Origin of the sequence: Corynebacterium sp. NML180780 (assembly GCF_007786415.1) — a bacterium.
GTDB lineage: Bacteria > Actinomycetota > Actinomycetes > Mycobacteriales > Mycobacteriaceae > Corynebacterium > Corynebacterium gottingense.
The window spans coordinates 182297-195231 of record NZ_VNKN01000002.1 but is presented as its reverse complement, the minus strand read 5'-3'; the positions used below and the strand labels follow the sequence as shown (position 1 = coordinate 195231).

Here is a 12935-nt window from a genome sequence, read left to right as displayed (position 1 = left end):
TTACCTTGGAGGCATAACGCTTTACCCGCCTACAAGGAGGCACGCCCGCATGAGCACTGCGGAACTCAATCAGTCCGTCGTGTGGAATACCGCAGATAGATTCTTGCGGTCCATCGTCGAGCCGGAAGACTACGGCGACTACATCCTGCCTATGACGGTCCTGCGTCGTCTCGAGTGCATCCTCGCACCAACAAAAGACAAAGTCCTCGACCTTGTCTGGAGCCTCCAGGAAGAGGAGGTTAGCGACGAGATGATTGCGTGGGAGGTCCAAACCCGATTCGGTCTGTCCTTCTACAACACCTCCCGGTTGGACCTGACCTCCATCGCCAAACTCGACGACCATGTCTTCGACGCGCTAATGGGGTACGTCGATGCGTTCTCGGGCTCCGTTCGCGACATCTGGGATGCCTTCGACTTCGAGGTGAAGATGAAAACGCTCGACGCCGCGAACCGTCTGTGGCCTGTAGTGAAGCACTTCGCCACCATCGACATGAGCATGGAGTCGTTGCCAGACGCGCAGATGGGCGACCTCTTCGAACACGTCATGTACAAGGCGTTCAACACCAAAGGCAAGGCCGCAGGTGCCTTCTACACTCCGCGCGACGCCATCCGGCTCATGGTGGACATCCTGTTCGCCTCCGACGATGTGGGCCTGACCAGGGACGGTGCTTCGCGTACCGTTTACGATCCCACGGCAGGTACCGGCGGCATGCTGCTCGTTGCCGAGCGGGCACTGAAGGAGCTCAACCCCGACATCGAGGTCGTGCTTGCCGGCCAGGAACTCATGTCGACTGGGTACGCGATTGGCAAGGCGGACCTGCTCATCCAGGGCGGTGAACCAGACGCAATCCGCCACGGCGACACTTTGCTCACCGACCTCTACGAGGGCGAACAGTTCGAGTACATCCTGTCCAACCCACCATTCGGCACGGACTGGCAGGTACAGCAGAAGTCAGTAAAAGAGCAGGCCAAGGTGCCGGGATCGCGATTTAGCCACGGTCTTCCCTCGAAGGACGACGGGCAAATGCTGTTCCTTTCCCACGTTGCTTCCAAACTCATGCCTGCTGGTGCGAACGGCTCTGGTGGCCGCGGTGCCGTTGTCTCCAACGGGTCGCCGCTGTTTACCGGCGGCCCTGGTTCCGGTCCCGACCGGATCCGGGCGTGGCTGCTGGAAAGCGACCTGGTAGACGCAATTATTCAGCTGCCCACCAATATGTTTTACGGGACGGGAATTTCGACCTACGTCTGGATTCTCGACACAAACAAGGAAGTCCACCGCAAGGGCTTCGTGCAGCTCATCGACGCTTCCGAGTGCTGGTCTGCCCCCGATAAGGGGTTGGGCGATAAACGCCGCGAAATGAAGGAAGGCGACCGCAAGCGAGTGGTCGAGGAGTACTCGGCGTTCGAAAACACCGAGATGTCGAAGGTGCTCACACCGGACGATCTGGGATTCAGGGATGTGAAGGTAACCAAGCAGGCGCGACTGCGTGTCGAGGTCACCCCGGAGGCTGTGGCGACGGTGCTCGCGCACAAGTCTGCCGTCCCCGAGCACGCCGACGTGCTTAGCGACGTCGCCAGCGTGACATTCAACGACCTGCCGGAAGCGATGAAGACGGCAGCGAATCACCGCGGGGTGAAAATGCCTGCCGGTGTTATCGACGTAGCACTCAAAGCCGTCGGTGTGCCGGACGAGACCGCGGAGCCCGCGGTGGACCGGAAAGGGAAGCCGGTGCTGGACCCGGTGTTCACGATGACCGAACGGATCCCGCTGACAGAGGACGTAGACGAGCACATGCAACGCGAGGTTGTCCCATTCGCTCCCGATGCGAACTGGGATAAGGAAGCCGCGAAGGTAGGCTACGAGATTCCGTTTAAGCGGGTGTTCTACACACCGGAGCCGGTGCGTCCGTTAGATGAAATTGACGCGGACGTATCCGCGGTGATGGGGCGTCTGGCGGAGAAGTTTGCGGAGGTGCGGGAGTGACCACGACTAAGGCCAGAATGGTCCCTATCTCACTTCTCGGTGAGGTCACGCTCGGGAAGATGGTACAACCCACCAGGAAGAATGAGACCGACGAACTTCGCCCGTATCTCCGAGCGGCCCACCTGCCGGCTCCGGGCACACTCTCACTTGATGTGGGTGAGCAACAGATGTATTTTTCGCCCTCCGAACTCGACCGTCTCAACCTCCAAAAGGGCGACGTGGTGATTGTAGAAGGTGGGGCAGGATATGGCCGTTCCGCTTACCTCGATGACGATTTGGACGGGTGGGGTTTTCAAAACTCTATTGTCCGTGTGCGTCCTTACCCGGGTGTTTCGGTGGGGAAACACATCTACTACTCCCTCCAACACGCCCAAACAGACCGACAGATTGAACTGGAAGTAAGCACGGCGACGCTGCCCCACTTCACCGCCGAAAAGGTGGGCCGTTTTCGGCTCCCACTACCAACTCTCCAAACCCAGCGCGCCATTGCGGACTACCTCGACCGAGAGACCGCGGAGGTCGACGCCATGAGCGCCGACCTGGACGAGATGGAGATGCTGTTGACTGAGCGACGTATCGCGGGGTTCTACCGCGCGCTAGATCGGGCAGGAAACTCCGAGGCTACCGCACCAAACGTTCAAGTGAAGTTTCTTTGTGACATCGGTACTGGTTACGGCGATACCCAGGACGCAGCGGAGGATGGTGAGTATCCTTTCTACGTCAGGTCGAACAATGTCTTAAGCTCATCTGGTTGGGATATAGAAGGACCAGCCGTGCTCACCGCCGGGGACGGCGCGGGTGTTGGAAAGGTATTCCACTACGCTGAGGGGAAGATGAAAGTCCATCAGCGTGTCTACGCACTCACTAACTTTAGAGGTGTCAATCCTCGCTATTTCTTTGAGGCATTTACCCGGATATTTCCCGACACAGTCCTGCATGGAGGCGCTAGTTCTACCGTTGCATCTCTCCGTATGCACATGCTGTCCGACCTAAAACTTCCGCTCCCTAGCCTCGATGAGCAGCAACGCATTGTCGACGAGATTGACCGCGAAACTGCCGAGATCGACGCCATCCTCGCCGACATCGCCGAACTCCGCGACCTGCTCGCCGAGCGTCGCGCCGCCGTCATTGCTGCTGCGGTGACCGGCCAAATCAACGTCCCCATCACCCAGGAGACCACCAATGCATAAACCCAGGATCACCAGCGAGCACGCTCACGAAAACGCCATCTGCACCGCGCTTTCCAAGCGCGGCTGGACCTATGAGGAAGGCAAGAACGACGACGGGTGGGACCGCCGACTCGCGCTCTACTCGGCGGACGTCTTGAAGTGGCTTTCCTCCCGATACCCGGACGAGTACGAAAAGGCGGTCCCGGCAGACGCAACGGGTCAGACCCGAGCAACAGCCGAGCGCAAACTCCTAGAGCACATCGCCGGCCGTCTGGAAACGAAGACCCGCAAGGACCCGCAGTCGAAGCGGACCCTCGGCGGGCTACTTGGCACTCTGCGGGAGGGATTTAAATACGCCCAAGTTGGCGCGCGTTCTGCGTCCTTCGGGCCGATGGTCGAGTTCCCACCGGCGAACCCGCTGATTACAGCGGCGACCGAGCGCGCAGAGAAGAACGTGCTGCGCGTTCTCCGTCAGGTTCACTTCGATCCGAAGACGAACGAGACCATCGACCTTGTGCTCACCGTCAACGGTATCCCCGTGGTGACCATGGAGCTGAAAACCGACAACACCCAGTCGGTCGCCCTCGCGCGTAAGCAGTACCGGGAGGACCGTGTTCCCAGCGCTTCGCGCCGTTTGCTGCTCCCTGGGCGCTGCCTGGTCCACTTCGCGGTCTCCAACGCCGAGGTTCACATGACCACTGCGTTGAAAGGCACCGATACCTACTTCCTGCCGTTTAATCGGGGCGTTGACGGGGGCGCGGGCAACCCGCCAATTCCGGGCAAGTCGGAGTCCTCCTACTTGTGGGAGGACGTGCTGGAACGAGAGATGTTTCTGCGTATCTTGCGCGACTTCGCCGTATGGGAGCCTGACGCCAAGCCGAAGCGGGGAACACCGGGCGGCAAGCTCATCTTCCCTCGCTACCACCAACTGCGCGCCGTCGAGCGCGTCACCCGGGATGTGACAAAGCGCGGGCCCGGCGGCCGCTACTTGATCGAGCATTCCGCGGGTTCCGGCAAGACGAAGACAATCGCGTGGCTCGCACACCGTTTGATCCGGCATGTGGGCGTGGACGGGGAAAAGACGTTCGACTCCATCATCGTAGTCACTGACCGCACGGCGCTCGACACGAATATCCGCCAGGACATGCAGATGATCGACGCCTCCCTGGAACTTGTCGTCTCCGTCGGTGAACACTCCGGCGCGAAGTCGCCACAACTACGCCAAGCCATTGAAGACGGCGACCACATCATCACCTGTACCCTCCAGACGTTCCCTCACGTTCTGAAAATGCTCGAGGAAAGTGAGAGACTCGCCGGGCGACGCTGGTGCGTTATTGCAGATGAGGCGCACTCCTCCCAGACTGGGTCGAGCGCGTCCGCGCTGCGCGAGCTGCTTACGGACGTCGAACTAGATGAAGACGAAGAGTACACCGCAGATGACTTGCTGGAATTGCGGCAGGAGGCTATCGCGGTCGCAGCGAACATGACGTTTATCGCGCTGACCGCTACTCCTAAAGGCAAGACACTGCGCCTTTTCGGTACCGAAACCCCGGACGGGCACTTCATCGCGTTCGACACCTACCCGATGGGCCAAGCCATTGAAGAGGGCTTCATTCTCGACGTCCTCGGCAACTACTCGACCTACCAGATGTGGGCAGAGGTGCGCGACGAGTTGGGGCGGACCGAGGAGGTGGATGAATCGGCCGCGGTGACCGATATGGTCCGCTTTGTCCGCCTGCACCCGACCTCGATTGCGCAAAAGGTGGAGGTGGTCATTGAGCATTTCCGCCGCAACGTCGCCCATCATTTGGGCGGGGAGGCGCGCGCAATGGTCGTGACCTCGTCGCGAAAAGCTGCGGTGCGCTGGTCGGAGGAGATGAACCGCTACATCGCCGAAAACGGCTATGATTTCCGTTCGCTGGTTGCGTTCTCCGACTCGGTGCGCGTTGACGAGGATGCCGAGCCAGTGACCGAGGTACAACTCAACGGCGTTTCGGACGTCGAGCAGGCGTTCAAGAATGACGATACGGAGTACCGGGTCATCATCGTGGCGAATAAGTTCCAGACCGGCTTTAACGAACCCCGACTGTGCGCGATGTATGTAGATAAGCAACTCTCCGGTGTCACCACCGTACAAACCCTCTCTCGGCTCAACCGCATTTTCCCGGGCAAGCCCACGCCGATGGTGGTGGACTTTGTCAACGACCCAGAGCTCATCGTCAAAGACTTTAGGCGCTACTACGCGGGCGCCGAGATTGACACCGACATCGACCCGAACTCGTTGCACACGCTTGGCGACGAGTTGGATACCGCCGGGTTCTACACCCCAGAGGAGATGGAGACGGTCGCCCAGGCGTACATGGCAGGCTCCGATTCAGAGGCGTTGAGGGGCGCCGCAGGCGAGATCATCAAGCGGTGGCGCACCCGGCGCGACTCGGGCAAGGAGGGGCGCGTGGCCGCGCGGGACTTTAAAGCCAACGCCGAAAAGTACCGCCACGCATATGAGTTTCTATCCCAGATTGTCGCCTACGCGGATGCGGAGGTTTCCAAGCGAGCCATGCTCGCGGCGGTGCTGGAGCGCAACCTCCACCTCTCCGAGCACGACGATGAGGACGAGGACTTTATCACCGGAATCTCACTGGCGGGTGTGGCGATTACACAGGGCGAGGCAGAGGTCAACCGCTCGCTGACTGATGGGGGAGGAGAGGCACTGAAGGTGCCCACCTTTGAGGTCGCCCTCGGCGGCGATTCGACTCCACTTCGTGCGGCGTTCGATGAGGCAGTTGAAAAGGTCAACGACATCTTCTCGCTGGCCGGAGTCGATGTGTCCTCTGGAGAAACCGCACAGATGATTGTCGCGGCCTGGGGCACGCTGTCACAGCAGCCGGAGGCCCGCAAGCTGGGGCGGACCAACAATAAGGAACAGTTGAAGCGCTCCAAGCGTTTCCAGGGCGAGGCGACCAAAGCGATTTTCTCTGGAATCGAAGAACGCAAACAGCGCGACGCTCTGCTGTCGAGTGATCGCGACGTGCTGCGTGGCGTTGTCGGTGCGCTGGCGGAACTCATGTATGCCGCGAAGGAGATGGGGGAATTAGACGAGTAGCCGGAGTCTCTAGACGGATGAGCACGCAAATGACCGGCGCGTTTCGCGCCGGTTCGTCCAATTATCCCCCAAAAAAGAAAAGTGGTCGGACTGACAGGATTTGAACCTGCGACCCCCACACCCCCAGTGTGGTGCGCTACCAAACTGCGCCACAGCCCGTCCGTTACTGCATTCGCGGTAACTCGGCTAGATTACAACACTGTCACTCGAAACGGAAAATTGCCAGGTCAGCGGGCAAACCTTGCTACTGCACATCGCCGTCCAGGTAGACCCACGCGCCGTCCTCGCGGACGAAGCGCGAGACCTCGCGCTGCACGCCGGCGGGGGAGTAGGCCGCAAACTCGACCACGCCCTCGGAATCGAAGAGTGAGCCGCCCTGGGTGCGCACAATCTGCAGGCGATTGAACGCAAGGCCCTCGGTGGGAAGCTCCGACAACGCCGGGCGCGTTGCCTTCGCCCAGGTGGAGTGGAGGTAGTCCGCGAGGCCGCCCACGAAGGCGGTGTAGCGCGAGCGCATCAACGCCTCGGCGGTCGGTGCCTTGGCGCCTCGGTGGAGCGCGCCGCAGCACGCCGCGTAGGGCTTACCGGTGCCGCAGGGGCACGGTTGCATGTCCGCGATGCGCGGCTGTTGCCGCCTGACGCCCGCCACGTTAGCGCTGCTTGTCGCGCTTGCGGCGCTGCTCGACGGTGGCGGTATCTACCGTGGTCGTGATGTCGCCTGCGGCAATGTAACCGTCGACGGTGGACGCGGCGCCGGCGGCGCGCAGCGTCTGGACCTGCTCGTCGGTGAGGTCGCCGTAGAGCGTGATGTGGCGGGTGAAGGTGGTGTCGGCGTCGTGGGTGACTTCCACGCGGACGTCGTCAAGCTTCATGCCCTTGGCCGCGCTCCTGATGGCCTGCGAGCACGAGGCCGCCAGCGCGGACATGAACAGGCCGGTGGACGTGACGCCCTGGCCCTTGCCGCCGGCGTTCTTCGCGCGGTCCGTAGTGATCTCGCGGTTAGAAGTGCGCACCACATCGCCGTACTTGGTGCCGCGGGCGGAGTAGGAGATCGCGTTCGAATCGCCTGTCGGCTCCGGGGTGAACTCCGGCACGATGTACTGCTGCGCCCACGAGCCGATGATGTCGGCGGCGCGTTGCGCGGTGCCCTGGCGCGTGAGCAGGTGATCGGCCTTGTCCAGTGCCATGAGCGACTTGGGGTAGCGGGTGAGCTGGAAGATGGACTGGGCGTTGTCGATGCCCACGGTGACGTCGATAGGCGAGTGCACCAGCAGCAGCGGTTTACGGATCTTGCCCAGGTACTCTTCCGGGTTGGTCTCCGCGAGGTCCTCGAGGAAGTGACGCGAGATGACCAGGTCGCGGCCGCCCAGCGTGACGTGCACCGAGCCGTTGCGATCCGCCTCGCCGATCTTGTCGGCGTAGTGCAACACGGAGTGGGCGGGATCGAAGGGCGCGCCGACGGTGGCCACCATCTTGAGCATCTTCTTCAGCTCCGGGCGCGTCGCGGCCTTGAGCGTTGCCGCGCCGCCGAGCGAGTGGCCCATAATCAGCTGCGGGGCGGTGTAGTTCTCCTCCATCCACTGCGCCACGGCCACGATGTCATCAACGTTTTGGTTAAACGAGGTCTCGGCGAACTCGCCCTTGGACTGCCCCAGGCCGGGGAAGTCGAAGCGCACGGTGGCAATCCCGTGCTCCGTCAGGCGCTTGGAAATACGCGATGCGCCGGGGGTGTGGCGCGAGCCCGCGAAGCAGTGCGCGAAAATGGCGTACGCCTTCGCCGGGCCGTCCGGGCGGTCCATCGTTGCGGCAAGCTCCACGCCCGTGGAGGACGGAATTTTCAGGTTGAGAGATTTCATGTCGCGGACTTCCCCTTGTGTGTGGTTGATTCGCGCTGCTTCGAGGCTGCTGCGAGACTGGCTTCAATACAATCTAAGGCACAAATAAGCTAGCAACAACAGTCCTCCCGCGACCTGCATCGCGGGGGTAAAGCCGCTGCGCCTAAACTTTGAGGCAATACTGCGGCGACAGAGCGATGCAGAGCGATCACAGTGCGACGAGGAAGGACGGTCAAGCGTATGGGAGCATTCGACTGGTTCTGGAAGGCCATGGGCTCAGCATCTGAGCGCAACAACAAGAAATCCAAGGGCATCGTTGCCGGCGCCCACGAGCTGATCCCGAGCATTGAGCAGCTTGACGACGCCGCGCTGGCCGCCGCCATCCGTGACACCGTCTCCGACGGCGCGATCAAGGACAAGCAGCGCTTCCTTGCCATCCTGTCGGTCGCATCCAAACGCACGCTCGGCTTGCTGCCGTTCGACGTGCAGAACCAGGCGGTCCTGCGCCTGCTCGAGGGCGACGTCATCCAGATGGCCACCGGTGAGGGCAAGACGCTTGTCGGCGCGATGGCGGCCACGGGGTTCGGGCTGACCGGCAAGCGCGTCCACGTCATCACCGTGAACAATTACCTGGCGGATCGCGATGCGGAATGGATGCGCCCGCTCGTCGAATTCTTCGGCCTGCGCGTCGCCTCCGTGACGGAGAACAGCTCCCGCGAGGAGCGCACTGCCGCCTACCGCAGCGACATCGTCTACGCGCCCGTTACTGAAATCGGCTTCGACCACCTGCGGGACAACCAGATCACCTCGCGCGCTCAGACCGTCCAGGCCCCGGCGGACGTCGCCCTGGTCGACGAGGCGGACAGCGTGCTTGTCGACGAAGCCCTCGTCCCCCTCGTCCTCGCCGGCTCCGAAGGAGCGACCCAGACCACCGGGCGCATCACCGAGGCCGTCTCCCACTTGCGCGAGGGCAAGGACTACGCGATCGACGCCGAGGGGCGCAACGTCTTCCTCACCGACGAAGGCGCCGAGCACGTGGAACGCCTGCTGGGCATCGACTCGCTCTACGGCGACGGGCAGATTGGCGACACCCTCGTGCGCGTCAACCTCGCCCTGCACGCGAAGGCGCTGCTGATCCGCGACGTCCACTACATCGTGGAGGACGGCAAGGTCGCGCTTGTCGACGCCTCCCGCGGCCGCGTCGCCGAACTGCAGCGCTGGCCGGACGGCCTGCAGGCGGCCGTGGAAGCCAAGGAAGGCCTCACCGTCTCTGAGGGCGGCCGGATCCTGGACTCCATTACGCTCCAAGCGCTGATGCGTCGCTACCCAACCGTGTGCGGGATGACCGGCACCGCGGTCGAAGCTACCGACCAGCTCCGCTCGTTCTACGACCTCCACGTCGCTGTGATTGACCGGGCCAACGAGCTGCAGCGCTTCGACGAGGCGGACCGCATCTACGCCACGATGGAGGAGAAGAACAAGGCCATCGTCGACGAGGTTGCGCACCTGAACTCGACCCGCCAGCCGGTGCTCGTGGGCACCCACGATGTCGCAGAATCCGAGGCGCTCGCCGAGGCGCTGGAGGCCCGCGGCGTGTCCGTGAACGTGCTCAACGCGAAAAACGACGCAGAGGAGGCCCGCATCATCGCAGAGGCGGGCGACCTCGGCCGCGTGACCGTCTCGACGCAGATGGCCGGCCGTGGCACCGACATCCGCCTCGGCGGTGCGGACGAGGCGGATCACGACAAGGTCGCGGCGCTCGGGGGCCTGGCGGTCATCGGTACTGCGCGCCACCGCTCCGCACGCCTGGACAACCAGCTCCGCGGGCGCGCTGGCCGCCAGGGCGACCCGGGCCTGAGCCTGTTCTTCGTCTCGCTGGAGGATGACGTCGTGGCCACGGGCGGCGCGGACGAACAGGTCACCGCCCACCCGGACGAGACCGGCCGGATCGAATCCAACCGCATTCAGCAGTTTGTCGAGCACTGCCAGCGCGTCACCGAAGGCCAGCTGCTGGAGATCCACTCCCAGACCTGGAAGTACAACAAGCTGCTCGCCGACCACCGCGACATCCTTGACCAGCGCCGCGCGGCCCTCCTGGACACCGATACCGCGTGGCGCGAGCTCGCCGAGCGTAGCCCGCAGCGCGCCGCGGAGCTGGAGCACCTGCCGCAGGAAGTCCGGGAGCAGGCGGCCCGCGACATCATGCTCTACCACCTCGACACCGAGTGGTCGGAGTACCTCGGGCTCATGGACGACGTGCGCGAGTCCATCCACCTGCGCGCCATCGCCCGAGAAACCCCGATCACCGAGTACCACCGCATCGCCGTCCGTGAGTTCAAGGAGCTGGCCAACCGGGCCGTCGAGCAGGCAGTCGACACGTTCGAGCAGGTGCCTATCGACGCCAACGGCGCCCACCTCGCCGACGCCGGCTGGAAGCGGCCCAGCGCCACCTGGACTTACATGGTCTCGGACAACCCGCTGGCCGGGTCGGGCAACAGCGTGATCTCCGGTATCGGCAATATTTTCCGGTAGGCGAGAGGTGGGCAAATCCTGTGGAGTGGTGGCAAACACCCCCGCGGGAGCCTCGAGCCGGTAGTATGACAGGCAGCTAACTGAAAACCTCGACATTGGTGCGCCTCGCTGGCCCGTGCACGCGGGACGCGCCGATTTCACACATAGTCAGGAGTAAGTGATGAGCGATAACACCGGTAACCCGCAGAACCAGGTGGAAACGACGTCGGTGTTCCGTGCGGACCTGCTGAAGGAGATGGAGTCTGGCGCGTCCGCCTCCAAGGACGGCATCACCGGCGCGGAAAACCTCCCCGAGGGCGCGGCACTGCTGGTAGTTAAGCGCGGCCCGAACGCCGGCGCTCGCTTCCTGCTGGACCAGGACTCGACCACCGCGGGCCGCCACCCGGAGGCAGACATCTTCCTCGATGACGTCACCGTGTCCCGCCGCCACGCAGAGTTCCGCCGCACCGAGGACTCTTTCGAGGTCGTCGATGTGGGATCGCTCAACGGCACCTACGTCAACCGCGAGCCGCGCAACTCCCAGACGCTGTCCACGGGCGACGAGATCCAGATCGGCAAGTTCCGCCTCGTCTTTATCGCGGACGAGAAGTAGACTCGCTCCGACCAGAGCCCCCCACGTACCCGCGCCCCTGACAACGGGGCGCTCTTTACGCAACGAAAGATCCACCACCAGTGAGCGCACTCCGCAAAACTTCCCCGCTGAAGCCGACGGGCACGACCCAGCAGGCGAAAACCATGTCGATCGGCGTGGTCCTTGAACGCCTCCGCGAGGAGTTCCCGGACGTGACCGTCTCCAAGATTCGCTACCTGGAGTCCGAGGGGCTCATCACCCCGCAGCGCACCGCGTCCGGCTACCGCCGCTTCACCGACGCGGACGTGGAGCGCCTCCGCTACATCCTGGTCACCCAGCGCGACAACTACCTGCCGCTGAAGGTGATCCGCGAGCAGCTCGAGGCGATGGATTCGGGCGAGGTCGCCGCCCTGATGGCGCCCGACGCGGAAAGCGGCGCGCCGATGGTGTCGCCGGAGAACTTCCGGGCGCCCGCATCCACCAAGCTCACCGAGACCGACGTGGCCGCGCAGGCTGAGACCGACGCGGCAACCGTCGCCGAGCTGACCAAAGCCGGGCTGATTAGCCCGGACGCGGCCGGCTACTACACGGCCGACGACGTCCAGGTGGTCACGACCGCGCTCTCCCTCGGCGAGTTCGGCGTGGACATCCGCCACCTGAAGACGCTGCGCACCGCCGCAGCGCGCCAGGTCGACCTCATCGCCCGCGTCGCGGAGCCGATTGCGAAGTCCGGCAAGGACACCGCGCAGCAGCAGGCCGAGGAGACCGGCCAGCAGATGTCCGCGCTCGTCGTCTCGCTGCACGCGTCGCTGGTGAAGAATCAGCTCCGCCACCGACTGGGCCACTAGCGCTTCACGACGCCACCGCCCCCGCCCGCCTCCATCCAGGTGCGCCGCGGGGGCGTTCCTGTGCGCTACCCAATTTCGGGGGAGGGGCGTGGCTCGGCCCGCGTGCGGACGCGGAATCCGCACGCCACGCGACTGCTGCGGCTGGTGGGGCGCATGTGGTTGGTGGGGCGAGGGGAGTCTCAACGTGAAGTTGAGGGTTAGAGTTCGGCGTGTTGCGCGAGCAAAGGTTGACCGAAAGCCTATGCTTGGCATTTAATAAAGCACATAGGCACTACGCCAAACTTCATGGGAGTAATTACGTGACTACACACAACGGACACGGCACTACCGGCGACGCCCCCATCCAGGAGTCGCTCTTTGACATCGGACCGTCGGATGAGGTGGGGTACCGCGTGCCCATCGCCTGCCAGGTTGCCGGCATTACGTACCGCCAGCTCGACTACTGGGCGCGCACCGAGCTCGTCCGTCCGTCGATCCGCGGCGCAAAAGGCTCCGGCTCCCAGCGCCTTTACTCGTTCAAGGACGTGCTGGTGCTGAAGATTGTGAAGCGCCTGCTTGACACTGGCATCTCGCTGCAGAACATCCGCCTCGCGGTGGAGAAGCTGCGCGACCGCGGTGTGAACGACATCGCGGAGATCACCCTGGTCTCGGACGGCGCAACGGTCTACGAATGCCGCAGCAACGAGGAGATCATCGACCTTCTCGGCGGCGGCCAGGGCGTGTTCGGCATCGCCGTGCCGCAGATTATGAAGGAGCTTTCGGGCACCATCTCCGCGTTCCCGGCGGAGCGCGTGATTACCGAGGACGACGCCCCGGTCGCAGAGGTCACCGGGATTGACGAGCTCGCCGCGCGCCGTCGCCGCAAGTCCTCCTAGCCGGTTCTGCTCCACTCC

General features: G+C 63.3%; 9 protein-coding genes and 1 tRNA gene. 7 read left to right on the top strand and 3 right to left on the bottom strand.

Annotated elements, in window-relative coordinates:
- The first annotated feature begins 49 nt into the window (after window positions 1-49).
- From FPP74_RS02090 to FPP74_RS02080, 3 genes are read left to right on the top strand one after another with little or no spacing between them, the layout of a single operon-like run.
- Complete coding sequence (locus FPP74_RS02090; protein WP_144717005.1) at window positions 50-1984, top strand: class I SAM-dependent DNA methyltransferase; 1935 nt, start codon at window positions 50-52, stop codon at window positions 1982-1984.
- Window positions 1981-3174, top strand: a complete 1194-nt coding sequence (locus tag FPP74_RS02085) for a restriction endonuclease subunit S (protein WP_144717004.1) — start codon at window positions 1981-1983, stop codon at window positions 3172-3174. The genes FPP74_RS02090 and FPP74_RS02085 overlap by 4 nt, the downstream gene beginning before the upstream one ends.
- Window positions 3167-6256: a type I restriction endonuclease subunit R gene (locus FPP74_RS02080; RefSeq protein WP_144717003.1), complete on the top strand. Its 3090-nt coding sequence runs from the start codon at window positions 3167-3169 to the stop codon at window positions 6254-6256. The genes FPP74_RS02085 and FPP74_RS02080 overlap by 8 nt, the downstream gene beginning before the upstream one ends.
- An 82-nt stretch (window positions 6257-6338) precedes the next feature.
- On the opposite strand, the gene FPP74_RS02075 is transcribed toward FPP74_RS02080, so the two are convergent.
- The 3 genes from FPP74_RS02075 to FPP74_RS02065 all read right to left on the bottom strand — a co-directional run bounded on the left by FPP74_RS02075 (window position 6339) and on the right by FPP74_RS02065 (window position 8112).
- Window positions 6339-6415 (bottom strand) — tRNA-Pro (locus FPP74_RS02075).
- An 85-nt stretch (window positions 6416-6500) separates the two neighbouring features.
- The gene (locus FPP74_RS02070) at window positions 6501-6866 is read right to left on the bottom strand and encodes a YchJ family protein (RefSeq protein WP_144717024.1); all 366 of its coding nucleotides are present in this window, start codon (window positions 6864-6866) and stop codon (window positions 6501-6503) included.
- 40 nt (window positions 6867-6906) lie between these two features.
- Window positions 6907-8112 carry an alpha/beta fold hydrolase gene (locus tag FPP74_RS02065; RefSeq protein ID WP_144717002.1) on the bottom strand — a complete coding sequence of 402 codons (1206 nt, stop codon included), beginning with the start codon at window positions 8110-8112 and terminating at the stop codon, window positions 6907-6909.
- Window positions 8113-8331: 219 nt separating this feature from the next.
- On the opposite strand from FPP74_RS02065, the gene secA2 reads away from it, so the two are divergent.
- From secA2 to FPP74_RS02045, 4 genes are all read left to right on the top strand, one after another.
- Window positions 8332-10623, top strand: coding sequence for an accessory Sec system translocase SecA2 (gene secA2, locus FPP74_RS02060; protein WP_144717001.1), 2292 nt, complete (start codon window positions 8332-8334; stop codon window positions 10621-10623).
- Between the two features lie 160 nt (window positions 10624-10783).
- Entirely contained in the window at window positions 10784-11215 is a 432-nt protein-coding gene (gene odhI / locus FPP74_RS02055; protein ID WP_095276690.1) for an oxoglutarate dehydrogenase inhibitor Odhl, read from the top strand.
- An 80-nt stretch (window positions 11216-11295) separates the two neighbouring features.
- Window positions 11296-12042: a MerR family transcriptional regulator gene (locus tag FPP74_RS02050; protein ID WP_370511783.1), complete on the top strand. Its 747-nt coding sequence runs from the start codon at window positions 11296-11298 to the stop codon at window positions 12040-12042.
- Window positions 12043-12341: 299 nt separating this feature from the next.
- Window positions 12342-12917, top strand: coding sequence for a MerR family transcriptional regulator (locus FPP74_RS02045; protein ID WP_095536560.1), 576 nt, complete (start codon window positions 12342-12344; stop codon window positions 12915-12917).
- The last annotated feature ends 18 nt before the right edge of the window (window positions 12918-12935 follow it).

Bases quoted from the DNA above. Each gene is read 5' to 3' on its own strand.
- odhI (WP_095276690.1), top strand. From the start codon at position 10,784: ATGAGCGATAACACCGGTAACCCGCAGAACCAGGTGGAAACGACGTCG.
- secA2 (WP_144717001.1), top strand. From the start codon at position 8,332: ATGGGAGCATTCGACTGGTTCTGGAAGGCCATGGGCTCAGCATCTGAG.
- FPP74_RS02070 (WP_144717024.1), bottom strand. From the start codon at position 6,866: ATGCAACCGTGCCCCTGCGGCACCGGTAAGCCCTACGCGGCGTGCTGC.
- FPP74_RS02065 (WP_144717002.1), bottom strand. From the start codon at position 8,112: ATGAAATCTCTCAACCTGAAAATTCCGTCCTCCACGGGCGTGGAGCTT.
- FPP74_RS02080 (WP_144717003.1), top strand. From the start codon at position 3,167: ATGCATAAACCCAGGATCACCAGCGAGCACGCTCACGAAAACGCCATC.
- FPP74_RS02090 (WP_144717005.1), top strand. From the start codon at position 50: ATGAGCACTGCGGAACTCAATCAGTCCGTCGTGTGGAATACCGCAGAT.